The 22,364-nt window shown below is 66.5% G+C and carries 23 protein-coding genes; 9 read left to right on the forward strand and 14 right to left on the reverse strand.

Going from position 1 to position 22,364, the window contains the following annotated elements:
• Positions 1-20 precede the first annotated feature (20 nt).
• The gene (gene rnhA, locus PCQ86_RS09830) at positions 21-467 is read left to right on the forward strand and encodes a ribonuclease HI (RefSeq protein ID WP_015913473.1); all 447 of its coding nucleotides are present in this window, start codon (positions 21-23) and stop codon (positions 465-467) included.
• A gap of 26 nt (positions 468-493) precedes the next feature.
• Here the strand turns inward: rnhA and PCQ86_RS09835 are convergent, their stop codons facing one another.
• From PCQ86_RS09835 to moaA, 4 genes are all read right to left on the reverse strand, one after another.
• The gene (locus PCQ86_RS09835; RefSeq protein ID WP_011805012.1) at positions 494-829 is read right to left on the reverse strand and encodes a thioredoxin family protein; all 336 of its coding nucleotides are present in this window, start codon (positions 827-829) and stop codon (positions 494-496) included.
• 82 nt (positions 830-911) lie between these two features.
• Positions 912-2,270 carry a molybdopterin molybdotransferase MoeA gene (gene moeA / locus PCQ86_RS09840; RefSeq protein WP_270175386.1) on the reverse strand — a complete coding sequence of 453 codons (1,359 nt, stop codon included), beginning with the start codon at positions 2,268-2,270 and terminating at the stop codon, positions 912-914.
• Between the two features lie 26 nt (positions 2,271-2,296).
• Positions 2,297-2,932, reverse strand: coding sequence for a molybdenum cofactor guanylyltransferase MobA (mobA, locus tag PCQ86_RS09845; RefSeq protein ID WP_270175387.1), 636 nt, complete (start codon positions 2,930-2,932; stop codon positions 2,297-2,299).
• 60 nt (positions 2,933-2,992) lie between these two features.
• A complete protein-coding gene (gene moaA, locus PCQ86_RS09850) occupies positions 2,993-4,129 on the reverse strand; it encodes a GTP 3',8-cyclase MoaA (RefSeq protein WP_047351443.1) in 1,137 nt (378 codons plus the stop codon).
• 145 nt (positions 4,130-4,274) lie between these two features.
• Between moaA and PCQ86_RS09855 the strand changes: the two genes are divergently transcribed.
• The gene (locus PCQ86_RS09855; protein ID WP_015913469.1) at positions 4,275-5,117 is read left to right on the forward strand and encodes a type IV pili methyl-accepting chemotaxis transducer N-terminal domain-containing protein; all 843 of its coding nucleotides are present in this window, start codon (positions 4,275-4,277) and stop codon (positions 5,115-5,117) included.
• 412 nt (positions 5,118-5,529) lie between these two features.
• On the opposite strand, the gene PCQ86_RS09860 is transcribed toward PCQ86_RS09855, so the two are convergent.
• From PCQ86_RS09860 to PCQ86_RS09870, 3 genes are all read right to left on the reverse strand, one after another.
• Entirely contained in the window at positions 5,530-6,090 is a 561-nt protein-coding gene (locus PCQ86_RS09860) for a DUF2889 domain-containing protein (RefSeq protein WP_015913468.1), read from the reverse strand.
• A gap of 75 nt (positions 6,091-6,165) precedes the next feature.
• Positions 6,166-7,599, reverse strand: a complete 1,434-nt coding sequence (locus PCQ86_RS09865; protein WP_047351344.1) for an aldehyde dehydrogenase family protein — start codon at positions 7,597-7,599, stop codon at positions 6,166-6,168.
• Positions 7,600-7,706: 107 nt separating this feature from the next.
• On the reverse strand, positions 7,707-9,791 hold the full coding sequence (locus PCQ86_RS09870; protein ID WP_270175388.1) for a sodium-translocating pyrophosphatase: 2,085 nt from the start codon (positions 9,789-9,791) through the stop codon (positions 7,707-7,709).
• A 240-nt stretch (positions 9,792-10,031) separates the two neighbouring features.
• On the opposite strand from PCQ86_RS09870, the gene ppa reads away from it, so the two are divergent.
• Both ppa and PCQ86_RS09880 read left to right on the forward strand, forming a co-directional pair.
• Positions 10,032-10,562, forward strand: coding sequence for an inorganic diphosphatase (gene ppa / locus PCQ86_RS09875; RefSeq protein WP_015913465.1), 531 nt, complete (start codon positions 10,032-10,034; stop codon positions 10,560-10,562).
• A gap of 214 nt (positions 10,563-10,776) precedes the next feature.
• Complete coding sequence (locus PCQ86_RS09880) at positions 10,777-11,283, forward strand: chemotaxis protein CheW (RefSeq protein ID WP_047351342.1); 507 nt, start codon at positions 10,777-10,779, stop codon at positions 11,281-11,283.
• 68 nt (positions 11,284-11,351) lie between these two features.
• Here PCQ86_RS09880 and PCQ86_RS09885 read toward each other — a convergent pair whose 3' ends face one another.
• On the reverse strand, positions 11,352-12,572 hold the full coding sequence (locus PCQ86_RS09885) for a GNAT family N-acetyltransferase (protein WP_270175389.1): 1,221 nt from the start codon (positions 12,570-12,572) through the stop codon (positions 11,352-11,354).
• A gap of 305 nt (positions 12,573-12,877) precedes the next feature.
• Here PCQ86_RS09885 and PCQ86_RS09890 point away from each other — a divergent pair, with 305 nt between their 5' ends.
• Both PCQ86_RS09890 and PCQ86_RS09895 read left to right on the forward strand, forming a co-directional pair.
• Positions 12,878-14,542 (forward strand): NAD+ synthase, encoded by a 1,665-nt coding sequence (locus PCQ86_RS09890; RefSeq protein ID WP_270175390.1) that lies wholly within the window; start codon positions 12,878-12,880, stop codon positions 14,540-14,542.
• 68 nt (positions 14,543-14,610) lie between these two features.
• Positions 14,611-14,949: a P-II family nitrogen regulator gene (locus PCQ86_RS09895; protein ID WP_011805026.1), complete on the forward strand. Its 339-nt coding sequence runs from the start codon at positions 14,611-14,613 to the stop codon at positions 14,947-14,949.
• Between the two features lie 50 nt (positions 14,950-14,999).
• Here the strand turns inward: PCQ86_RS09895 and PCQ86_RS09900 are convergent, their stop codons facing one another.
• From PCQ86_RS09900 to PCQ86_RS09925, 6 genes are all read right to left on the reverse strand, one after another.
• A complete protein-coding gene (locus PCQ86_RS09900; RefSeq protein ID WP_011805027.1) occupies positions 15,000-15,593 on the reverse strand; it encodes a TIGR00730 family Rossman fold protein in 594 nt (197 codons plus the stop codon).
• Positions 15,586-15,987, reverse strand: a complete 402-nt coding sequence (locus PCQ86_RS09905; protein WP_047351338.1) for a diacylglycerol kinase — start codon at positions 15,985-15,987, stop codon at positions 15,586-15,588. The genes PCQ86_RS09900 and PCQ86_RS09905 overlap by 8 nt, the downstream gene beginning before the upstream one ends.
• Positions 15,988-16,083: 96 nt before the next feature.
• Positions 16,084-16,644, reverse strand: coding sequence for an RDD family protein (locus PCQ86_RS09910; protein ID WP_172207026.1), 561 nt, complete (start codon positions 16,642-16,644; stop codon positions 16,084-16,086).
• 30 nt (positions 16,645-16,674) lie between these two features.
• Positions 16,675-17,499, reverse strand: a complete 825-nt coding sequence (locus tag PCQ86_RS09915; RefSeq protein WP_270175391.1) for a DUF3106 domain-containing protein — start codon at positions 17,497-17,499, stop codon at positions 16,675-16,677.
• A 13-nt stretch (positions 17,500-17,512) separates the two neighbouring features.
• The gene (locus PCQ86_RS09920) at positions 17,513-17,974 is read right to left on the reverse strand and encodes a DUF3619 family protein (RefSeq protein ID WP_011805031.1); all 462 of its coding nucleotides are present in this window, start codon (positions 17,972-17,974) and stop codon (positions 17,513-17,515) included.
• Positions 17,971-18,537: an RNA polymerase sigma factor gene (locus PCQ86_RS09925; protein WP_011805032.1), complete on the reverse strand. Its 567-nt coding sequence runs from the start codon at positions 18,535-18,537 to the stop codon at positions 17,971-17,973. Before PCQ86_RS09925 ends, PCQ86_RS09920 begins: the two co-directional genes overlap by 4 nt.
• Positions 18,538-18,823: 286 nt before the next feature.
• On the opposite strand from PCQ86_RS09925, the gene PCQ86_RS09930 reads away from it, so the two are divergent.
• The 3 genes from PCQ86_RS09930 (at position 18,824) to ilvC (ending at position 22,326) form a co-directional block, all read left to right on the forward strand.
• On the forward strand, positions 18,824-20,620 hold the full coding sequence (locus tag PCQ86_RS09930) for an acetolactate synthase 3 catalytic subunit (protein WP_270175392.1): 1,797 nt from the start codon (positions 18,824-18,826) through the stop codon (positions 20,618-20,620).
• A gap of 140 nt (positions 20,621-20,760) precedes the next feature.
• Positions 20,761-21,252: an acetolactate synthase small subunit gene (gene ilvN / locus PCQ86_RS09935; protein WP_011805034.1), complete on the forward strand. Its 492-nt coding sequence runs from the start codon at positions 20,761-20,763 to the stop codon at positions 21,250-21,252.
• Between the two features lie 57 nt (positions 21,253-21,309).
• Positions 21,310-22,326, forward strand: coding sequence for a ketol-acid reductoisomerase (ilvC, locus tag PCQ86_RS09940; RefSeq protein WP_270175393.1), 1,017 nt, complete (start codon positions 21,310-21,312; stop codon positions 22,324-22,326).
• Positions 22,327-22,364: the final 38 nt, after the last annotated feature.

Here is a 22,364-nt window from a genome sequence, read left to right on the forward strand (position 1 = left end):
TTTATTTCTGGGAGCTATTTTTGAATCAGGTGGTGATCTATACCGACGGTGCGTGCAAGGGCAATCCGGGCCCCGGCGGTTGGGGGGCAGTGCTACGTTCAGGCACGCTGGAGAAAGAGCTGTTCGGTGGCGAATTGGGAACGACCAACAACCGCATGGAACTGATGGCCGTGATCCAGGCGCTGGGCGCGCTCAAGCGCCCCTGCCAGGTGGCGTTGTACCTGGACAGCCAGTACGTCCGCCAGGGCATCACCGAGTGGATCCATGGCTGGAAGAAAAAGGGCTGGCGTACGGCGGCCGGCCAGCCCGTGAAGAACGTGGAGCTGTGGCAGCGCCTGGACGAGCTGGCGCACCAAGCGGGCCACCGCATCGAATGGCACTGGGTGCGCGGCCATGCAGGCGACCCTGGCAACGAGCGCGCCGACATGCTGGCCAACAAGGGTGTGGAGCAGGCGCTGGGCCGCTGAGACCGGGTTCTGTGCCTTGCGGGTGATCAGCCAGTGGTGGCGGTGATGCCCTGCACCGCTTCATGGATGCTCTGTGCCGTCTGTGGGCGCACCAGCCGCGCCGTTTCGCGCCCGTCGCGCAGGAACACGAGCGTGGGCCAGAGTTTCACGCCAAAACTGCGGCCCAGGCGCTGGCCGGGGCCGTCCTCCACCTTGACGTGGCGCACATCGTCCCGGTCTTCGAGGGCCTGCTCGATGAGCGGCTGGGCGCGCTGGCAGTGGCCGCACCAGGGCGTACCGAACTCCAGCACGGTGGGGCCCAGCCACTGGTCCACCGTTTCACGCGAAGGCGGCTGAGCGAGATGGGTGGCGGCAAACGGCATGGCGGCTCCTGCAAGGATGGCGATGGGGGCAGGGTAGGGCTGCGGCGCACGCGGCCAAGCCGGCCGCCGCTGCGCGGGCGTGTCAGATCACGCCGTCAAACATCATCACATCGACCATGTCGCCAGGTGCCACGTTGCCCTGGCCGTGGTGCAGCACGATGAGGCCGTTGGCTTGCACCATGGAACTGAGCACCCCTGAGCCCTGGTTGCCCGTGGTGCGCACCTGCAGCGTGCCGTCCGCGGCCGTGGTGACCAGGCCGCGCTGGTATTCGGTGCGGCCGGGTTTCTTACGCATGGCCTCGGTGCTGACGGCGCGCAGCAGCGGCGGTGCGCTGCGCGTGCAGCCCATCATGCGCAGCAGCGCGGGGCGGACGAAAGCCAAGAAGGTGACCATCACCGCCACAGGATTGCCTGGCAGGCCGAACAGCACGCTGCTGCCGTCTGCACTCTGAATGCTTCCATTTTGATAGCTGTTAACGCTTGATGGAAGAGCGTTAGGATCGGATTTGGCTTGTAATTCGCGCCGAAGGCGGCCCACCGCCATCGGCCGGCCCGGGCGCATGGCGATGCGCCAGAACGCCACGTCGCCCAGCTGCTTCATCATGGTGCGCGTGTGGTCGGCCTCGCCCACGCTCACACCGCCGCTGGTAATGATGGCGTCGGCCTCGGCGGCCGCACGGCGGAAGGCGGCTTCCAGCAGTGTGGGCTCGTCGCGCACCACACCCAGGTCGATCACCTGGACGCCCAGACGTGTCAGCAGGCCAAAGACCGTGTAGCGGTTGCTGTCGTACACCGCGCCCTCGCGCGGTGGCTCGCCCAGGCTGAGGATCTCGTCGCCCGTGGAGAAATAGGCCACGCGCACCCGGCGGTATACCGTCACTGTTTTTAGACCCAAACTGGCCACCAGGCCAATAGCAGCAGGCGCTAGAAGCTCTCCTTTTGATAGCGCTACGCGGCCTTGCATGAGGTCTTCCCCCAGCAGGCGGCGGTTGTCGCCGCGGCGCAGCACGTCGGGTGCAATGCGGATGTGGCCGTCGGGCTCGGCGGTGGTGAACTCCTGCGGCACCACGGTGTCCAGCCCTGTCGGCATGATGGCGCCGGTCATGATCTTCACGCACTCGCCTGCGGCCACGGTGCCGGTCCAGGCGGCGCCGGCAAAGGCTGTGGAGCCGACCGGGCGCAGCACCAGCGGTTGGCCGGGCTGCAGTTGGGCGCCGTCGAAGGCGTAGCCGTCCATGGCCGAATTGTCGTGCGGCGGCACGCTGACGGGCGAGACCACGTCCCGCGCCAGCACGCGGCCCAGGGCGTCGAAGATGCCGACTTCTTCGGTGCTGGTGACGGGCGCGACCAGGCGCTCCAGGAAGGTGTTCACATCGGCGGCACGCAGTGCCTGCGGGTCGTAGCCCTGCAACTCGGCGGCGATCTGGTCAATGGTTTTCATGCGGTACGGGCAAAGAGGGTTGCAGCTCAGCGGTGGCCCAGGCCTTCCAGGGCGTGCAGCTCGGCCAGAGTGTTGGCGTTGTAGAAAGCATGCGGGTCGTCTCCCGGCTGGTCGAACGGAACCACGGCGCAGGCGTGCTGTTCGGTCCAGCGGTCGATTTTGCGCCCGCCGCCCTGCGTGAAGCGCACCAGGCTCTCCAGCAGCGTCACGCGCAGCAGGCAAAACACCGGCTGGGTGCGCACGCGCACGGTGCCATCGCGCTCGTCGGCCTCGGGTGCCGCTGCCATGGCAATGTCGGCGCCCTCGCGCATGGCGGCCTGGGCCAGGCGTGCGGCAAGGTCTGGCGGGAACAGCGGTGTGTCGCAGGGCACGGTGAGCAGCCAAGGGGTCTCGCAGCGCTCCAGCCCTGTGAGAAAGCCCGCCAGCGGGCCTGCGTAGTCGGCAAGGCCATCAGGCCACACCGGCACTCCGAATGATTCATAGGCCGCCAGGTTGCGGTTGGCGTTGATCATCACGTCGCCCACTTGCGGCTGCAGCCGCATCAGCGTGTGCAGTGCCAGGGGCAGGCCGCGGAAGTTCTGCAGGCCTTTGTCCACCCCGCCCATGCGGGAGCCGCGGCCGCCGGCGAGGATGAGACCTGTGATGTCGTGGGTGTCGATCATGGGAAAGAAGAAGGGTGGTGAACGGCGCGCCGGGGCAGGTCCCTGCGGCGCGGCGGCGGCTCAGCCGCCGATGTAGCTCATCTCGATGCGCCGCTGGCCGCTGCCCGTCTCGGGTGGCAGGCTGGCACGCAGCTCGGAATAGCGGTCGCCGCGCCCCTGCCAGATGTGGGCGATGGCGGCGCTGATCTGCGCGTCGCTGGCATTGCCGCGCAGCAGGCTGCGCAGGTCCCAGCCTTGCGAGGCAAACAGGCACAGGTACAGCCGACCCTCCATGGACAGGCGCGCGCGGTTGCAGTCGCCGCAGAAGGCCTGCGTGACGCTGCTGATCACGCCCACTTCGCCCAAGCGCGGGTCGTGGCGACCGTCGGGGCCGGCGTAGCCCCAGCGCTTGGCGGTCTCGCCGGGGGACTGCGCGGCCAGCGGCACCAGCGGCAGCTCGGCCTGCAGCCGCGCGATGACTTCGGCGGAGGGCAGCACCTCATCCATGCGCCAGCCGTTGGTGGCGCCCACGTCCATGTATTCGATGAAGCGCAGTGTGATGCCGGTGCCGCGAAAGTGGCGCGCCATCGCCGGGATCTCGTGGTCGTTGGTGCCGCGCTTGACCACCATGTTGACCTTGATGTGCTCCAGGCCCGCCGCCTGCGCGGCCTCGATACCGGCGAGCACGTCGGCCACCGGAAAGTCCACGTCGTTCATGCGGCGGAACACGTCGTCCTGCAGGCTGTCCAGGCTCACGGTGACGCGCCGCAGGCCCGCGGCCTTGAGGGCGCGCGCCTTGCGCGCCAGCAGCGATCCATTGGTGGTCAGCGTGAGGTCGGGCACGCGGCCCTCCAGCGTGCGCAGTTCCGCCAACTGGGCAACCAGGTTCTCCAGGTCCTTGCGCAGCAGCGGCTCGCCGCCGGTGAGGCGGATCTTGCGCACGCCATGCGCCATGAACAGGCGCGCCAGCCGCGTGATCTCTTCAAAGCTCAGCAGGTCGCTGTGCGGCAGGTAGCGGTAGTGCTTGTCGAACACTTCCTTGGGCATGCAGTAGCCGCAGCGGAAGTTGCAGCGGTCCGTCACGCTGATGCGCAGGTCGCGCAAGGGACGGGAGAGCGTGTCCTGCAGCAGTCCGGTAGCGGGTGCCGCGGCCAGGAGCGCGGGGGGCTGCAGCACCTTGCTGCGCTGATCCACGAGGGGAATGACACGTTCAGCCATAGCGAAATTGTGCCCCATCGGCGTCGTAGGGGTATGGCGGCTGCCCGCTAAATTGATGTTGATCAATCTGCTGTCACGGCAGCGACATGAGGTGCCTTTGACCAGTGTCATAGGGGCGCGGGAGGGCGATTTGAGAATACGGCGCATGCAGAACCAACGCCCAGTCCCCACCCCTCCCTCCGTCGCCGCCTGCCGGCGCGGCCGCCGCACCGCTGTGCGCGCGCTGGCCACCGTGTTGCTGGTGCCGGCCCTGCCGCTGTCGGCCCAGGCGCGCATGGCCCTGGCCACGGCCATCAACCGCACGGCGCGCTTTCGGGCGCTGTCCCAGCGCACGGCCAAGGTCTACGGCCAGCTGTACCTGAACGTGGGTGCCGCGCGCGCCCGCGATGCGCTGGAACACACCCGCCGGCAGGTGCATTCCGGCTTCGAGGACATGGACCGCCAGAGCTGGCCGCCCGAGGTGGCGCGGCTGCTGGCGGACGTGCGCCGCAACGCGGACCGCCTGGACGCGCTCACGGCCCAGGCGCCGACGAAGGAGGGCTTTCAGGCCGTGTCGGCCCAGGCTGACCAGATGCTGGCTGCCGCCAACACCACCACCGAGGCCCTCGAGCGCCTGGCCCAGGCGCCCACGGCACGCCTGGTCAACACCGCCGGGCGCCAGCGCATGCTGTCGCAGCGCCTGGCCAAGAACTATGAGCTGTTGGCCGCCGGCCTTGACAGCCGCACGGTGCGCGAGCAGATGACGGGCGACGCCGATGAGTTCCAGCGTGCCCTCGCGCAGTTGAACAAGGCGCCTATCTCCACCCCTGCCATCCGCTCGGCACTGGAACTGGGCCAGGCGCAGTGGGTGTTTTTCGAGGCCGCCCTCAAGCGCCAGCCAGACCCGCGCGGCCTGGAAAACGTGGCCACCACCAGCGAGCGCCTGCTGGAGGTTACGGACAGCTTGACTTCGCTGTACGAGGTGGCCCTGCAGGACGTGCTGGGCTGACCCCTGCGGGCACAAGAGCAACTGCGTGTCTCATCGGCGCGGCGCCCGACTGCGCCGCCTTTCCCGGGGGAGGGAAGGCCGACGTGGCTGGGCTGGTTGCGCCGCTGGGCAGCAGCTGTGGCGCGCGGGACACGGCCCTGGCTCGACCGCCCCAGCCGCGCGCCCCCGGCGGATGTGCCACGCCACTCTCCACTCTCTTTACTAACCAGGGGCTGGCTAACCAGGGGTTGGCGCAGGCCGTCCGTCGGGCCGAGCCGTTCAAGCGCTATTCAGCCTCCGCGAGTGGCGGCATGGTGAACCTGAGCCGCGCGCCTGCACATGCGGTCGATCTAAATCAGGCCTATGGGCAAAAAGTGCCTCTAGCGCCCGTGTAGAAAGCGCGGGCAGCTATTGAATCGGGAGCGATTGCCGATCAGGCTGCCTTCGGCGTGCGCGGCGCGCGGCCGTAGAACTGCGGGTAGTGCTCCTTCACTCCTTGACCGCTGAAGTCCCAACCCGTGCACTGGCCCAAGTGGCGCGGCGGCTCGTCGCCTTCATTCTGGAATGCGGCGTGAATCGTCTGGAACGTGGCCGTGGCCAGGTTGAACAGCAGTTCCCGCAGATGGGTGCAACCGGCCACGCCGCCCAGGTGGGTCTGGATGGACTGGCGCCAGCCGCGCGCCATGCTGCAGCCCACCATCGCCTGCAGGGCGCGCTGCGCTTGTGTGCAGCCCGCCAGGGGGTGGGCATCCATGGCGGATTCGATGGCGCGCACCACCAGGTCGCGGTCCACGGTGACGCGCAGCCACAGGTGGTGGATGGGTTCGCCCGCGCGGCGCACGCCGTCCGGGTAGCGCAGCGACGGCAGGTCCTGCGGCTTGCTGTCGTGCAGCTCGCCCTCGATGTCCCAGAGCCCGTCCTCGCGCTCGTAACCCTGGTAGGTGACGCGTCGGACATGGCGGGCAGTGCGGGGGGCAGGGGATGACAGAGGCATGGGGTCGAGATGGGAAACGTATCAGCGGCCAAGCGAGCACTGGCGGGGCACCGCAGGGCACGCGGCTCGCAGGGATCAGCCGTGGCGGATGGCCACGGTCTTGAGGGTGGTGAAGCCGTAGAGCGCCTCGAAACCCTTCTCGCGTCCGTGTCCGCTGGACTTCACGCCGCCAAACGGCAATTCGACGCCGCCGGCTGCGCCGTAGTTGTTGATGAATACCTGGCCGCTGGCAATGCGCCGCGCCATGCGGAACTGGCGCGCGCCATCGCGCGTCCACACGCCCGCCACCAGGCCAAAGGGCGTGCCGTTGGCGAGCTCCACGGCGTGGTCTTCGTCGTCGAAGGGCATGGCGGCCAGCACGGGGCCGAAGATTTCCTCCTGCGCCAGGCGGTGCTGCGCCGGTACGTCGCGCAGCAGGGTGGGGGCCTGGTAGAAGCCCGTGTCGGGCGCTTCGTCCACCACGGTGCCCTGCGCGGCCAGGGGAATGCCAGCCACCTGCGCATCGGACAGGTAATCCCACACGCGCTGCTGCTGGCTCTGGCGGATCAGCGGCCCCAGGTCCAGGTCCATGGCGGCGGGGCCCACGCGCAGCGCCTCGAAGGCCTTTGACAGGCGCTCCAGCAGCGGTTCGTAGATCAGGGAATCGATCAGCACGCGCGAGCCGGCCGAGCAGGTTTGCCCGGCGTTCTGCACGATGGCGTTCACGAGCACGGGCACGGCGGCGTCCAGGTCGGCGTCGGCAAAGACGATCTGCGGGCTCTTGCCGCCCAGCTCCAGCGTGACCGGGCAGTGGCGCTCGGCGGCGGCCTGCTGGATCAGCGTGCCCACCTTGGGGCTGCCGGTGAAGCTGATGTGCTGGATGCCGGGGTGGCGCGCCAGCGCGTCGCCGACCTCGTGGCCGTAGCCGGTCACGAGGTTCAGCGCGCCGGCAGGGAAGCCCACCTCGACCGCCAACTGGGCCACGCGCAGCAGGGACAGGCAGGCGTCCTCGGCCGGCTTGACCACGCACACGTTGCCGGCCGCCAGTGCGGCGCCCACGCAGCGCCCGAAGATCTGCATGGGGTAGTTCCACGGCACGATGTGGCCGGTCACGCCATGCGGCTCACGCCAGGTCAACACGCTGAAGCCGTCGGGGTAGGGAATGGTCTCGCCGTGCAGCTTGTCGCAGGCGCCGGCGTAGAACTCGAAGTAGCGCGCCAGGGCGTGTGCGTCGGCCCGTGCCTGCCGGGTGGGCTTGCCGCAGTCGCGTTGCTCGATGGCGGCCAACTCCTCGGCATGCTCGGTGATCTTGGCGGACAGCCGCATCAGCAGCCTGCCACGCTCGGCCGGGGCCAGCTTGCGCCACACGCTGTGGTAGCACTGCTGCGCCGCATGCACGGCGGCATCGATGTCCTCGGCCGTGCCGCGCTGGATTTCGTCGTACGGCTGGCCGTCGGAGGGGTCGATCACGGCAATGGTGCGGCCCGAAGTCGAGGCCACGCCGGCGTTGGCGATGTGGTGGAGCTGCATGGGCCTGATTGTGCGGCAGGCGCGCGCAGCGTGCTGGGCTACGAGCCGGAATGCCGTCCAGCGCCCAAGGGACGGGCGCTGGCAGCTTCTTTTTTGATAGTGCCGGGTCAGCCGGCGTGGAACTTCACCACCAGCGGCACGATGAGCAGCGCCACGATGTTGATGATCTTGATGAGCGGGTTCACCGCCGGGCCGGCCGTGTCCTTGTAGGGGTCGCCCACGGTGTCGCCGGTGACGGCGGCCTTGTGCGCGTCGCTGCCCTTGCCGCCGTGGTGGCCGTCCTCGATGAACTTCTTGGCGTTGTCCCAAGCGCCGCCGCCGGTGCACATGCTGATGGCCACGAACAGGCCCGTGACGATGGTGCCCATGAGCAGCCCGCCCAGCGCCTTCGGCCCCAGCGCCAGGCCCACGATGATGGGCACGGCCACGGGCAGCAGGCTGGGGATGATCATCTCCTTGATGGCGGCGCTGGTCAGCATGTCGACCGCGCGGCCGTACTCGGGCTTGGCCGTGCCTTCCATGATGCCGGCGATCTCGCTGAACTGGCGGCGCACCTCCACCACCACGCTGCCGGCGGCGCGGCCCACGGCCTCCATGGCCATGGCGCCGAACAGGTAGGGAATGAGCCCGCCGATGAACAGGCCCACGATGACCATCGGATCGCTCAGGTCGAAGCGGATCGCCTGGCCGAAGCTCTCCAGCTTGTGCGTGTAGTCGGCGAACAGCACCAGTGCTGCCAGGCCCGCCGAGCCGATGGCGTAGCCCTTGGTCACGGCCTTGGTGGTGTTGCCCACGGCGTCCAGCGGGTCGGTGATGTCGCGCACGCTGCTGGGCAGCTCGGCCATCTCGGCAATGCCGCCGGCGTTGTCAGTGATGGGGCCGTAGGCGTCCAGCGCCACCACGATGCCCGCCATGCTGAGCATGGACATGGCGGCCACGGCCACGCCGTACAGGCCCGCCAGCATGTAAGACACGATGATGGCCGCACACACGAAGATCACCGGCCAGGCCGTGGAGCGCATGGACACGCCCAGACCCGCAATGATGTTGGTGCCATGCCCCGTGGTGGACGCCTGCGCGATGTGGCGCACCGGGGAATACTGCGTGCCGGTGTAGAACTCCGTGATCCACACCAGTGCCGCCGTCAGCACCAGGCCGGTGGCGCAGGCGCCGAACAGCCGCATCTGCGCGCCCGTGCCGCCCAGCGCGTTGTCGGGGATGATCCAGGCCGTGACGAACCAGAACGCGACGAGCGACAACACGCCCGCGATGGCCAGCCCCCGGTACAGCGCGGGCATCACGTTGCGCATGCCCGGGCCGGCCTGCACGAAGAAGCAGCCGATGATGGAGGCGATGATGGAGACGGCCCCCAGCGCCAGTGGGTAGGTCACGGCCGCGACGGGCGCAGCACCCACCAGCAGCGCGCCCAGCACCATCGTGGCGATGAGGGTGACGGCATAGGTCTCGAACAGGTCGGCCGCCATACCGGCGCAGTCGCCCACGTTGTCGCCCACGTTGTCGGCGATCACGGCGGGGTTGCGGGGGTCGTCCTCGGGGATGCCGGCCTCCACCTTGCCGACCAGGTCCGCGCCCACGTCGGCACCCTTGGTGAAGATGCCCCCGCCCAGGCGGGCAAAGATGGAAATCAGCGACGAGCCGAACGCAAAGCCGATCAGCGGGTTGAGCAGCGCTGGCAGGCTGGCCGTGGGGGTGAGCCGGCCATTGCCAACCAAGAACCACGCGAAGGCGGTCACGCCCAGCAGGCCCAGGCCCACCACCAGCATGCCCGTGATGGCCCCGCCGCGGAAGGCAACCTGCAGCGCCGGGCCCATGCCCTGCGTGGCGGCCTGGGCCGTGCGCACGTTGGCGCGCACCGAGACGTTCATGCCGATGAAGCCGCAGGCGCCGGAGAGTACCGCGCCGATGACGAAGCCCACGGCGGTGGTGCCGTCCAGGAACGCCGCAATGAGGATGGCCAGCACGATGCCGACGAAGGCGATGGTCTTGTATTGCCGTGCGAGGTAGGCCGCCGCGCCCATCTGGATGGCGCCGGCGATCTCCTGCATGCGGGCGTTGCCCGCGTCCTTGGAAAGGATCCAGCTGCGTGCCCACAGTCCGTAGGCCACAGCAATCAGTCCGCAAACCAGAGCCAGGATGAGAGGGGCAGTCAGCGCCGAGGTGGAACCAGCCATTCGTTATCTCCATCGGTTGTCAGTTGCACGGAGGGGGAAGCGCAACGCATGGGGGAAGTGCTTCCGCTGCGTTGCTTCCTCGTGCCCCGGCGGCGGGAGACGATTGGCCAACGCAGCCATTTAACGCGAAACCCCCGGTGCAAGCAAGCTGCAAGGGGCGTGCGCCTAAAATCACGGACCGCCTTGCGCACCGCCCCCGGGGCGAAGGCCGTGTCATTCCAACCACTCAACCCCCAAACCATGTCGCTGAACAACGTCAAGCCCGGCAAGAACATTCCCGAAACCTTCAATGTGGTGATCGAGATCCCGGCGGAATCCGATCCCATCAAGTACGAAGTGGACAAGGAGTCGGGTGCCGTCTTCGTGGACCGTTTCCTGACCACGGCCATGTACTACCCCTGCAACTACGGCTACGTGCCCCAGACCCTGTCGGGCGACGGCGACCCGGTGGACGTGCTGGTGATCACCCCGTACCCGTTGCACCCCGGCGTGGTGGTGCCCTGCCGCGCGCTGGGTATCCTGAAGATGGAAGACGAGGCCGGCGTGGACGGCAAAGTGCTGGCCGTGCCCACCACCAAGATCCTCAAGATGTACGAGCCCTGGAAGACCGTGGAGGATGTGAACCCCATGCGCCTGAAGGCCATCAGCCATTTCTTCGAGCACTACAAGGACCTGGAAGAAGGCAAGTGGGTCAAGGTGCTGGGCTGGGAAGGCATCGACGCCGCCCACAAGGAAATCCTGGACGGCGTGGAAAACTACAAGAAAGCCTGATGGTGGCGGGGTGCGGCCCGCATCGCGCCCACTGCCTCATCCAGCCCGCTGGCACATGCCCGCGGGCTTTTTTCTTGCAGGGATTTCGGTTTCTGGCAAAATTGTCAGCATAAGTAACCGATGACTGCTATGCTGCCAGGGCGTGCGCGACGCTGGTGTGGCCGGCGGTGCCCGACCTGCGCGCAAGCGCGAGAACATTTCCCTAGGAGTTGCCATGTCGTCTTCCATCGCCCAGCGTCCTTCCTACGGCAACGCCAACGCCAGCGGTGCCGCGGAATACCTGACCTTCCGCCTGGGTGAGGAGGAGTACGGCATCGACATCCTGCGCGTGCAGGAAATCCGCTCCTACGAGCAACCCACCCGCATGGCGCACGCGCCGGAGTTCATCAAGGGCGTGATCGATCTGCGCGGCGTGATCGTGCCGATCGTCGACCTGCGCCTGAAGCTGCAATGCGCCAGCGCCGACTACACCGACTTCACCGTGGTCATCATCCTCAACGTGGGTGGCACGGTGTTGGGCGCTGTGGTGGATGCCGTGGCCGACGTGGTGGCTCTGCCGGCCGATGCCATCAAGCCTGCACCGCAGTTCCAGGGGCAGGTGGATTCGTCCTTCGTGCGTGGCATCGCGACCGTGGGCGAGCGCATGCTGATCGTGGTGGACATCGAATCGCTGCTCAGCAGTTCTGAGATGGGATTGGTGCAGTCGGTCGCGACGGCCTGAGGGCCTTCGCGCTGTATCTCTGCCAACCGCGCCCATGGGCGCGGTTTTTCATGGCCGCGTCCAGCCCGTCAGCCTGCCTGCCGGAAGGGGTTGCGCGCGTGCAGATCCTCCAGGTACTGCTCCACGCCTTCGCCTTCACGCGCCAGGAACCGGTCCACGGCTTCGGCAAACGCCGGGTGCGCCAGCCAGTGGGCGCTCTGTGCGCGCACGGGCAGGAGGGCGCGCGCCATCTTGTGTTCGCCCTGCGCACCGCCTTCGAAACGGTGCACGCCCTGCGCGATGCACCACTCGATGGGCTGGTAGTAGCAGGCCTCGAAATGCAGGCAGTCCACCCGTTCTAGCGCACCCCAGTAGCGGCCATAGGCCACGGATTGCATGTCATTTGGGGTGTTCACGCAGTTGGGATAAGCGCCAGCAGCTATTAAACTGGTAGCAATGGGGCGGCCTGCGCGCTCCGCCACGAAAAGCACCCAGGCCTCGGGCATGTGCTGGTGCATGGCGTGGAAGAAGGCCCGCGTCAGGTAGGGCGGATTGCCGTGCTCCAGGTAGGTGCGCTCGTAGCAGCGGAAGAAGAAGTCCCAGTCTGCCGTGGTGATCTGCGTGCCCCGCAGCACGCGAAAGCACACCCCCGCCTGGGCCACGCGCCGGCGCTCCTGGCGGATCTTCTTGCGCTTGTCCTGGTTCAGGGAGGCGAGGAAGTCCTCGAAATCCGCGAACCTTGCACCGTCCATGGGCCGCCGGTTGTGCCAGTGGAACTGCACGGTGCTGCGCAGCAGCATCCCCGCCTGGTGCGCTGCAGCCAGATCCTGCTGCGCGCCGAACAGCAGGTGCAGGGATGACAGCCCCGCCTGCTTCGCCCAGTCCAGCACGGCACGCAGCAGGGCGTCCCGCGCGGCATCGTCGCAGGCCATCAGCCGGGTGCCGGGTACCGGCGTGAACGGCACGGCGGCCACGGCCTTGGGGTAGTACGCCAGCCCGTGGCGGGCGTAGGCATCGGCCCAGGCCCAATCGAACACGTACTCACCGTACGAGTGCGCCTTGGCGTACACGATGCAGGCGGCCTGCAGGTCCGTGCCCGCCCACAGGGTGAACACGACGGGCGTCCAGCCCCGGGCGGGCGTGGCGCTGCCGCTGTCTTCGAGCGCGCACAGGTAGGCATGGCGCAGGAAGGGCGTGGGGTGGGGCTGGAGCGCCAGCAGTGCGTCCCATGCATCGGCGCCCACGCGATGGATCGAGTCGTGCAGGTGCAATGCGTAAGCAGGCGTGCTGGCAGGGCAGGGTGTGGTCATGCAGTGGGCGGTGCCGCAATCAGGGCAGAGCGCATCATCTCCCCAAAGCCCGGACCGCGTGGCCGTGGGGATTTCTCCGCGGTGGCGCAGCCTGCTTAAAAATGAGGCGGTGCAGGGGCGGGCGTTATGAATCAACCACTTAAGCCGCATGTGCCCGCCTCGCCCGCAGCTTATCCACAGGTCTGTCCCTGGCCTGTGGGGACAAGCGCGCAGCCGGGGCGTGCCGCAGGGGCAAGGCGCGGCTCGGGGCGGCGCCAGGGCCCGGGTGACATAATCGTCCGAGACCAACCCGCCCCGCTATTCCCATGCCGTTCGTCATCAGCATCGCCCAACTCAACTTCGTGGTGGGCGACGTGCCGGGCAATGCCCAGAAGATTCTTGCGGCCGCGCGCGATGCCCATGCTGGCGGCGCCCGGCTGCTCCTTACGCCCGAGCTGGCGCTGTGCGGCTACGCGGCCGAGGATCTGTACCTGCGGCCAGCCTTCGTGCAGGCGTGCGAGCAGGCACTGGAAGGGTTGGCGGCCGCTACGGCGGATTGGCCGGGGCTGACGGTGGTCGTGGGGCACCCGCGGCGCGTGGCGCACGGGGTGGGCGAGGGGGGGCGCGGCCTGTGCCACAACGCGGCCAGCGTGCTGCGCGCGGGGCGTATCGAGCACACCTACGCCAAGCAGTACCTGCCCAACTACGAAGTCTTCGACGAACGCCGCTATTTCGTCCCCGGGGATGAGAACTGCGTGTTCGAGGTCGAGGGCGTGCGCATGGGCCTGCTGATCTGCGAGGACGCGTGGTACCCCGGGCCGGCGCGCGGCGCGCGGGAGGCGGGCGCGCAGGTGCTGGTCACGCTCAATGCGTCGCCCTACCACCTGGGCAAGGCTGTCGAGCGCGAACAGGTGATGCGCGAGCGCGTGCTGGAAACCGGCCTGCCCCTGGTCTATGCGCACTTGGTCGGCGGGCAGGACGAGGTGGTTTTCGAGGGCCGGTCCTTCGCGCTGAATGCCGATGGCAGCGTGGCGGCTCGTGCGCCAGGATTTGAAGAAAAAACGCTGCTGATCAAGGTGCAGCAAGCGCAAGCAGCTATTGTTTTGGAAGCGCCAGTGGCGCCACACGAGGGCTGGGAGGCGGAGCTGTGGTCCGCCCTGGTGCTGGGCGTGCGCGACTACGTGGGCAAGAACGGCTTCCCCGGCGTGCTGCTGGGCCTGTCGGGGGGCATGGACTCGGCGCTGGTGCTGGCTATTGCCGTGGACGCGCTGGGCGCCGACAAGGTGCGCACAGTGATGATGCCCTCGCCCTACACGGCCGACATCAGCTGGATCGATGCGCGCGACATGGCCGGGCGGCTGGGGGTGCGCTATGACGAAATCGCCATCGCCCCGCAGTTCGAGGCTTTCAAGACTGCGCTGGCGCCGCAGTTCGCCGGCCTGCCCGAGGACACGACGGAAGAGAATCTGCAAGCGCGCATCCGCGGCATGCTGCTGATGGCGCTGTCGAACAAGTTCGGCAGCCTGGTGCTGACCACGGGCAACAAGAGCGAGCTGGCCACGGGCTACTGCACGCTTTACGGCGACATGGCCGGGGGCTTTGCCGTGATCAAGGACGTGGTCAAGACGCGCGTGTTCGCCCTGGCCCGGTGGCGCAACGCCAATGACCCGTATGGCACCGGCGCGAATCCCATTCCCGAGCGCATCATCACCCGTCCGCCCAGTGCCGAACTGCGTCCCGACCAGAAAGACCAGGACAGTCTGCCGCCCTACGAGGTACTGGACGCCATCGTCGAGCGCTACATGGAAAATGACGAGCCTCTGGAAGACATCGTGCGCGCCGGCTTTGAACGTGCGGATGTCGAACGCGTGACCCGGCTCATCAAGCTCAACGAATACAAGCGCCGCCAGGCGCCTGTGGGCGTGCGCGTCACGCGCCGCAGCTTCGGCAAGGACTGGCGCTACCCCATCACCAACCGATTCAGGGCCTGAGCCCCCTGTGGCGGCCGCTGGGTCGCCGTGCCGTGCCCACCGCTTTTTAGATATTTGAGGAGTTCCCCATGCAAATGATCACCGCCGTCATCAAGCCCTTCAAACTGGAGGAAGTCCGCGAGGCCTTGGCCGAATGTGGGGTGACGGGGCTGACGGTGACCGAGGTGAAGGGCTTCGGCCGGCAAAAGGGCCATACCGAGCTGTACCGTGGTGCCGAGTATGTGGTGGACTTCCTGCCCAAGGTCAAGATTGAGGTGGTGGTGCGCACCGAAGACGTGGACCGCTGCGTGGATGCGATCGTAGGCGCGGCGCGCACCGGCAAGATCGGCGACGGCAAGATTTTCGTCACCGCCGTGGAGCGCGTGGTGCGCATCCGCACCGGCGACCTGGACGACGCCGCGGTGTAACGAACGGCACGTCTGCCAATCCCGCGCACGCCAGCGCGGTGGGACAGCCGTCAGATCACGCTGCGCAGGGGGATGGCGCTGGCATTCGCGCCTGCGTCCTGCACCAACGCGGTGAGCAGGGCATCGGGCTCCGTACCCACGCGGATCAGGCCCATCTGCCATTCCCCCATGAGCCCGCCATGTACCGCATGCTGCAGGAAGCCCAGCATGCCGCCGTAGTAGCCGTCGGTGTCCAACAGGCCGATGGGCTTGTCGTGGTAGCCCAGCTGGCGCCAAGTCCAGACTTCGAACAGCTCTTCCAGTGTGCCGATGCCGCCCGGCAGGGCGACGAAGGCATCGCTGCGCTCGGCCATCATGGCCTTGCGCTCGTGCATGGTCTGCACGATGTGCAGCTCATCGCAGAAGTGGTTGGCCAGTTCCTTGTCCACGAGAGCCTGCGGAATGATGCCCACGACCCGGCCGCCTGCCACGCGCGTGGCCTCCGCCACCGTGCCCATGAGGCCGCTGCGGCCACCGCCGTAGACCAGCTGGCCGCCGTGGCGGCCTATCCAGTGGCCCACGGCCGTGGCCGCTTCTGTGAACAAGGGGTTGTTGCCCGGGCGAGAGCCCAGGTACACGCAGATCGAAAAAGCGACATCAGCCATGTAGGAACCTTTGGTAGAGCGCGGCCGCCCACACGGCTGCGCACAGCAGCAGGCTGAGCAGCACCGCTGCGCTGCCCAAGTCCTTGGCGCGCTTGGACAGCGGATGCAGTTCATGCCCGACGCGATCGATGGCGGCCTCGATGCCGGAGTTGAGCAACTCGGTGATCAGCACCAACACCACCACCGCCGCCAGTACAGCGGTCTGCATCCAGTCCCGACCGACGTAAAAGGACGAGGGCAGCAGCAGGGCTGCCAGGCACACCTCCTGGCGAAACGCCTTTTCTTCCCAGCCTGACCGCAGGCCCGTCAGGGAGTAGCCCGTGGCATGCCACAGCCGGCGCAAGCCGGTGCGTTGCTTGTGGGGGTGTGGTGCGGAGGACGTGGGATCAGGCATTCGGACGGTGATTGTCGCGCCATGGGAAGGCGAACTGCAGGGGTTGTGCGCATAGCTTGCGCGTCAGATGCACACGTGCGTGGCCCAGTCCGCCCCTCAACCCTTGCGGCGGGGCGGCACTTCGTAATGCACCAGGCGGGTACCGGCGAGTGCGTCGTGCCAGAACTGGCGTTGCGGGTGAAATCGGCTGAGCAGGGCCCATACCGCGACCCAGCCCGCCACGATGACGGTCGCTTCGCCCGCAGACAGTTGAAAGGGTGCGATCACCGCCAATGGGGGCAGGAACCACAGCCAGCACAACAAGTAGCGCAGCAGCGCCCGTGGTTGCGAGAGGGAGCGCCCCTGCCGGTCTTCCACCCGGATGTGCCAGGTCTTCATGGCAAGCGTGTGTCCCTGGGACCAGAACCAGACGAAGTAGATGCCGAACACCACGAACAGAAAGGCCTGCAGCGCGTGGCGGTTGTCCAGCCCATGCCGCGTCTGTGTCAGGGTGCCGAACAGGTAGCCCGCGATGAACACCACCCCGAACATCAACATGCCCTCATACAACCAGCAGGCCATGCGGCGCCGCAGCGGAGGGGCGATCGCGCGGGATGCCGCCGGGGCGGCAGCGTCGGAAGGGTGGGGGGTCTGCGGATTGGCGCGCGAGGCAGTCATGCGGGACGGCGAACGGAGGTCATGCACCGATCATTGCGGCGGATGCAGGGGGGTCAGGTCCACTGGCGGTTCCGGAGCGGGTTCGGGAGCCGAGGCGGGCGCAAGGGGGGGGAGCGGCGCAGGCAGTGCGGACGGGATCGTGACCGGCGATGTTTCCACGACCACGGGGGGCGGCACCGGCAGGGCCTGGGGCGAATGGAATTCCGCTGGCGGCTGGATTTTCGGAGGGTTGGGGACGGCCGGCGGCGCATTGGTGGCTGCAGGGACGCGGGCCAGTTTCTTGGGGGAAACCGGGCGTACCGTGGTGGCTGCGCCGGTCGGCCGCGGCGCCGCCTTGGCCGCCAGGCGCTTCTTCTCTTCCGCACTCAGCGCCTGGTATGCCTCCCATCGGGCACGCCGGCTGTCGGCCGGGAGCCTGCTGGCGGCGGCATAGTTCAGTCGCGCCTGGCTGCGCTGCTGGGTGCTGAGGCTGGCCCAATCGGTAATGCGTGCGAGCATCTTCGCCTGCTCGTCCTCAGAGAGTGCGTGAAAGCCCGCCGCCAGGTTGAGCCAGTTGCGCTTTTGCCCTTCGCTGAGCACGCTCCAGCGGTCTGCAAGGGGGTAGAGCGCTTCTTTCTGAGGAGTGCTCAATTCTGTCCAGCGGGGGCCAGCCTCGGCTTGCGGAGCCTGCCGGGGCTCGCTGTAGATTTTGTGCCTGCCATCTCCCAGCGCCTCGGCCGGGACAGGGGTACTGGGCGCCACCCGCACATAGGCAGCCATCCACCACCCCGTCGTCGCCAGCGCACCCAGCAAGACAAAAGCCAGCAAGAATGCTGGCAGGTGGGGGCGTGGGGCGTGCGGGGACGGCTCGTGCATGCAGGCAGTGATCTTATTGCGTCGTATTGGCTGTCTTGAGGTATTGCAGGAAGCCGGGGTCAGCATAGGCCGACGGGGGAAGATCGTCGGTCAGAAGCGCAGCGTCGACTTCGGCGATTTCGGTGGCCACCGTCTCATCCTGCGCCATATTGATGAAGACCAGCCCCACCACCAGCGCCGTCAGCGGCACGGCGGATACCAGGGCGCGCCACCAATTGCCACCTTCGCTGCCCCAGCCGCTGAGCGTGGCGGTGGAGCCTTGCGAAGACACGTGCGTTGCCGCGGCTGTTTGACGGGCAGACTGTACGGCGGGGCGCTTGCGCTGCGCCAACGCCTGCATGCGGGCGGCGCGCAGGCGCTCGGTGATGTCGTAGGGAAGGCTGGCATTGCCTTCGCTCAGGCGCGCCGTAAGGCGGCGGGCGAACGCATCCGCGGCCTGGGTGATTTCCGGCGGGTATTCTGGAGGGCGGTTCATAGCACGATTCCTTTGGCCTTCAGTGCCTTGCTGAGGGTTTGGATGGCCCGAAAGCAGTGTGTCTTGACGCTGCCTTCGGAGCAACCCATGGCGGCTGCGGTTTCTGCGACATCCATTTCTTCCCAGTAACGCATCAAAAATGCCTCCCGTTGACGCGGGGGCAGTTCTTGGATCTCGGCATCGATATCGCGCAGTACCTGTGCGCGACGCACGGAATCCTCTGCACTCTGTGCCATTTCGCCATTGGCAGCGGCGTGTACCTCGAGAAAATCAAAATCTGAACCATCGTCCGACGGGCCCTCGAAGTCGCTCAGGCTGGAAAAAAGCGCATTGCGTGTCTTCTGTCGCCGGAACCAATCCAGCATGCAGTTGGTGAGGATGCGCTGGAAGAGCATGGGTAGCTCGGCCGGCGGTTTGTCGCCATAGTGCTCGGCCAGCTTGAGCATGCTGTCCTGAACGATGTCCAACGCGGCCTCCTCATTGCGCACATGGTAAAGCGTGCGCTTGAAAGCACGCTTGTCCACGCTTTTGAGGAAGTCGGAGAGCTCTTGTTCAGTAGCCAAAGGCAAAAACCCAAGGAGGGCGAAAGCGGAGTGCGCGCGCAGGTGCGTGCAGCAAGCTGCGAAAGACGGATTATCGCATTGCCGCGTATTTTTTATGCCGTGCTGCGCCAACTGCATGTGTGCAGTGCAATAATGTGTACTGCAATTCAAAAAGGCAAACGGGTCCCGGTCCGGCGCAACACTCCTGGCGCCCATGGCCGAGGCCTCAAGTCCCAAGTCGGCTTCACAAGAGTTCGTACAAGGGGCACCCAAGGTTTTTCGTTAGAGAAATTCGCAAAGGTTGATCATGGAAATCTCCAAGGCCGAACTCACGTCGGCGGCTGCGGCCTCTCGCGGCGGCAACTCCTCATCTTCTCCCGGCACCCAGGACCTCATGGGGTCCGAGATCCTCGTCAAGGCTCTGCAGGCCGAGAATGTCCAGTACATCTGGGGCTACCCCGGCGGCGCCGTGCTGTACATCTACGACGCGCTGTACAAGCAGGACACCATTCAGCACGTGCTGGTGCGCCACGAACAGGCGGCGGTGCACGCGGCCGACGGTTATGCCCGCGCGACGGGCGAGGTCGGGGTGGCGCTGGTGACTTCCGGTCCCGGATTGACGAATGCCGTGACGGGCATCGCTACGGCGTATATGGATTCGATCCCCATGGTGATCATCTCCGGCCAGGTGCCCACGCCCGCGATCGGGCTGGATGCCTTCCAGGAGTGCGACACCGTTGGCATCACGCGTCCCATCGTCAAGCACAACTTCCTGGTCAAAGATGTGCGCGACCTGGCGGTGACGCTCCAAAAAGCCTTCCATATCGCGCGCACCGGCCGTCCCGGCCCCGTGGTGGTGGATATCCCGAAGGATGTGTCGTTCAAGAAGACGGCTTTCCAAGGTTATCCGCAGAGCGTGGAAATGCGCTCTTACAACCCCGTCAAGAAGGGGCATGGCGGCCAGATCCGCAAGGCGCTGCAACTGCTGCTGGCCGCGAAACGACCTTATATCTACACCGGCGGCGGCGTGCTGCTGGGCAATGCGGTGCCCGAGCTGCGCACGCTGGTCGACATGCTGGGCTATCCGGTCACCCACACGCTGATGGGTCTGGGTGCCTACCCGGCCACCGACCGCAAATTCCTGGGCATGCTGGGCATGCACGGCACGATCGAGGCCAACAATGCCATGCAGAACTGCGACGTGCTGCTGGCCGTGGGCGCGCGCTTTGATGACCGCGTGATCGGCAATCCCAAGCATTTCGCGCAGAACGAACGCAAGATCATCCATATCGATATCGACCCGTCGAGCATTTCCAAGCGCGTGAAGGTGGACATTCCGATCGTGGGCGATGTCAAGGACGTGTTGACTGAGCTGATCTCTATGATCCGCGAGACCACGACACGCCCCGACGCTGGTGCGCTGTCGGCGTGGTGGGATCAGATCGAGGCTTGGCGCGGCCGCGACTGCCTGAAGTACGATCGCGGGAACACCGAGGTGATCAAGCCGCAGTACGTGATCGAGACGCTGTGGAATATGACCCGTGATGCGGACGCCTACGTCACCTCCGATGTGGGCCAGCATCAGATGTGGGCCGCCCAGTTTTACAAATTCGACGAGCCGCGCCGCTGGATCAACTCCGGCGGCCTGGGCACCATGGGCGTGGGCATTCCCTATGCCATGGGCATCAAGCTGGCTAAGCCCGAGTCTGAGGTGTTCTGCGTGACGGGCGAAGGCTCGGTGCAGATGAACATCCAGGAGCTCTCCACCTGCCTGCAGTACAACACCCCTATCAAGGTGCTGTCGCTCAACAACCGCTACCTGGGCATGGTGCGCCAGTGGCAAGAAATTGAATACTCGGGCCGCTACAGCCACAGCTACATGGACGCGCTGCCCAACTTCGTGAAGCTGGCCGAGGCCTATGGCCACGTGGGCATGCTCATTGAGCGCCCGCAGGACGTGGAGCCGGCGCTGCGCGAAGCGCGCAAGCTCAAGGACCGCACGGTGTTCCTGGACTTCCGGACCGACCCCACCGAGAACGTGTTCCCGATGGTGCAGGCTGGCAAGGGCATCACCGAGATGCTGCTGGGGTCGGAAGACCTTTAAGCATCAAAAAGGCCTGTAACGCTTGCCTGGCAAGCGCTAATAGCTATTTATTTAATAGCGTTTTCTGACGAATCTATTGTCTGCCAAGCCTGGCGCTTACCGGCGCCAGGGGAGGGCAGCGAGAAGAGGAAGCTCATCCCATGAAACACATCATCGCCGTCCTGCTGGAGAACGAACCGGGTGCGCTGTCGCGCGTCGTTGGCCTGTTTTCCGCGCGGGGCTACAACATTGAATCGCTGACCGTGGCGCCTACCGAGGACGCGTCCCTGTCGCGCATGACCATCCAGACCCATGGATCGGAAGACGTGATCGAGCAGATCACCAAGCACCTGAACCGCCTCATCGAGGTGGTCAAGGTGGTTGACCTGACCGAAGGCGCCTACACCGAGCGCGAACTCATGATGGTGAAGGTGCGCGCCGTGGGCAAGGAGCGCGAAGAGATGAAGCGCATGGCCGACATCTTTCGCGGACGCATCATCGACGTGACCGAAAAGAGCTACACGATCGAGCTGACCGGCGACCAGTCCAAGAACGACGCTTTCCTGCAGGCCATCGACCGTACCGCCATTTTGGAGACGGTGCGCACGGGCGCCAGCGGCATCGGCCGTGGCGAACGCATCCTGCGTGTGTAAGTACGACAATCCCCCCGTTTTCCTTTCCCCCTGAACAGAATCCCAACCGGAGCGACCATGAAAGTTTTCTACGACAAAGACTGTGATCTGAGCCTCATCAAGGGCAAGACCGTGGCCATCATCGGCTATGGCAGCCAAGGCCACGCCCATGCCCAAAACCTCAACGACAGCGGCGTGAAGGTCGTGGTCGGCCTGCGCAAGGGCGGCGCTTCGTGGGACAAGGTCGGCAAGGCCGGCCTGACGGTCAAGGAAGTGAACGACGCCGTGAAGGAAGCCGACGTCGTCATGATCCTGCTGCCCGACGAGCAGATCGCCGAGGTCTACAAGAACAACGTCGAGCCCCACATCAAGCAGGGCGCCTCGCTGGCCTTCGCCCACGGCTTCAACGTGCACTACAACCAAGTCGTGCCCCGCGCCGATCTGGATGTGTGGATGGTGGCGCCCAAGGCCCCCGGCCACACCGTGCGCAACACCTACACCCAGGGCGGCGGCGTGCCCCACCTGGTGGCCGTGCACCAGGACAAGTCCGGCAAGGCCCGTGACCTGGCGCTGTCCTACGCCATGGCCAATGGCGGCGGCAAGGCCGGCATCATCGAGACCAACTTCAAGGAAGAGACCGAGACCGACCTGTTCGGCGAGCAGGCCGTGCTGTGCGGTGGCGCTGTCGAGCTGATCAAGATGGGCTACGAGACGCTGGTGGAAGCCGGCTACGCCCCCGAGATGGCCTACTTCGAGTGCCTGCACGAGCTCAAGCTCATCGTGGACCTGATCTACGAAGGCGGCATCGCCAACATGAACTACTCGATCTCGAACAACGCCGAGTTCGGCGAGTACGTGACCGGCCCTGAAGTGATCAACGAGCAGTCGCGCGCCGCCATGCGCAATGCCCTGAAGCGCATCCAGAACGGCTACTACGCCAAGATGTTCATCCAGGAAGGCCGCCTGAACTACCCGAGCATGACGGCCCGCCGCCGCAACACCGCCGACCACAGCATCGAAGTGGTGGGTGCCCAGCTGCGTGCGATGATGCCCTGGATCGCCAAGAACAAGCTGGTGGACCAGACGCGCAACTGATGCGCGAGCGCGGCCGGGCCGCGCTGGCGTCTTTCCCC

This window comes from Diaphorobacter sp. ED-3 (assembly GCF_027625375.1).
GTDB lineage: Bacteria > Pseudomonadota > Gammaproteobacteria > Burkholderiales > Burkholderiaceae_C > Diaphorobacter > Diaphorobacter nitroreducens.

What these genes read in the sequence shown, in the direction of transcription:
- PCQ86_RS09835 (WP_011805012.1), bottom strand. Translation starts at nt 829, where the DNA reads ATGCCGTTTGCCGCCACCCATCTCGCTCAGCCGCCTTCGCGTGAAACG.
- moeA (WP_270175386.1), bottom strand. Translation starts at nt 2,270, where the DNA reads ATGAAAACCATTGACCAGATCGCCGCCGAGTTGCAGGGCTACGACCCG.
- mobA (WP_270175387.1), bottom strand. Translation starts at nt 2,932, where the DNA reads ATGATCGACACCCACGACATCACAGGTCTCATCCTCGCCGGCGGCCGC.
- moaA (WP_047351443.1), bottom strand. Translation starts at nt 4,129, where the DNA reads ATGGCTGAACGTGTCATTCCCCTCGTGGATCAGCGCAGCAAGGTGCTG.
- PCQ86_RS09855 (WP_015913469.1), top strand. Translation starts at nt 4,275, where the DNA reads ATGCAGAACCAACGCCCAGTCCCCACCCCTCCCTCCGTCGCCGCCTGC.
- PCQ86_RS09860 (WP_015913468.1), bottom strand. Translation starts at nt 6,090, where the DNA reads ATGCCTCTGTCATCCCCTGCCCCCCGCACTGCCCGCCATGTCCGACGC.
- PCQ86_RS09865 (WP_047351344.1), bottom strand. Translation starts at nt 7,599, where the DNA reads ATGCAGCTCCACCACATCGCCAACGCCGGCGTGGCCTCGACTTCGGGC.
- PCQ86_RS09870 (WP_270175388.1), bottom strand. Translation starts at nt 9,791, where the DNA reads ATGGCTGGTTCCACCTCGGCGCTGACTGCCCCTCTCATCCTGGCTCTG.
- ppa (WP_015913465.1), top strand. Translation starts at nt 10,032, where the DNA reads ATGTCGCTGAACAACGTCAAGCCCGGCAAGAACATTCCCGAAACCTTC.
- PCQ86_RS09880 (WP_047351342.1), top strand. Translation starts at nt 10,777, where the DNA reads ATGTCGTCTTCCATCGCCCAGCGTCCTTCCTACGGCAACGCCAACGCC.
- PCQ86_RS09885 (WP_270175389.1), bottom strand. Translation starts at nt 12,572, where the DNA reads ATGACCACACCCTGCCCTGCCAGCACGCCTGCTTACGCATTGCACCTG.
- PCQ86_RS09890 (WP_270175390.1), top strand. Translation starts at nt 12,878, where the DNA reads ATGCCGTTCGTCATCAGCATCGCCCAACTCAACTTCGTGGTGGGCGAC.
- PCQ86_RS09895 (WP_011805026.1), top strand. Translation starts at nt 14,611, where the DNA reads ATGCAAATGATCACCGCCGTCATCAAGCCCTTCAAACTGGAGGAAGTC.
- PCQ86_RS09900 (WP_011805027.1), bottom strand. Translation starts at nt 15,593, where the DNA reads ATGGCTGATGTCGCTTTTTCGATCTGCGTGTACCTGGGCTCTCGCCCG.
- PCQ86_RS09905 (WP_047351338.1), bottom strand. Translation starts at nt 15,987, where the DNA reads ATGCCTGATCCCACGTCCTCCGCACCACACCCCCACAAGCAACGCACC.
- PCQ86_RS09910 (WP_172207026.1), bottom strand. Translation starts at nt 16,644, where the DNA reads ATGACTGCCTCGCGCGCCAATCCGCAGACCCCCCACCCTTCCGACGCT.
- PCQ86_RS09915 (WP_270175391.1), bottom strand. Translation starts at nt 17,499, where the DNA reads ATGCACGAGCCGTCCCCGCACGCCCCACGCCCCCACCTGCCAGCATTC.
- PCQ86_RS09920 (WP_011805031.1), bottom strand. Translation starts at nt 17,974, where the DNA reads ATGAACCGCCCTCCAGAATACCCGCCGGAAATCACCCAGGCCGCGGAT.
- PCQ86_RS09930 (WP_270175392.1), top strand. Translation starts at nt 18,824, where the DNA reads ATGGAAATCTCCAAGGCCGAACTCACGTCGGCGGCTGCGGCCTCTCGC.
- ilvN (WP_011805034.1), top strand. Translation starts at nt 20,761, where the DNA reads ATGAAACACATCATCGCCGTCCTGCTGGAGAACGAACCGGGTGCGCTG.
- ilvC (WP_270175393.1), top strand. Translation starts at nt 21,310, where the DNA reads ATGAAAGTTTTCTACGACAAAGACTGTGATCTGAGCCTCATCAAGGGC.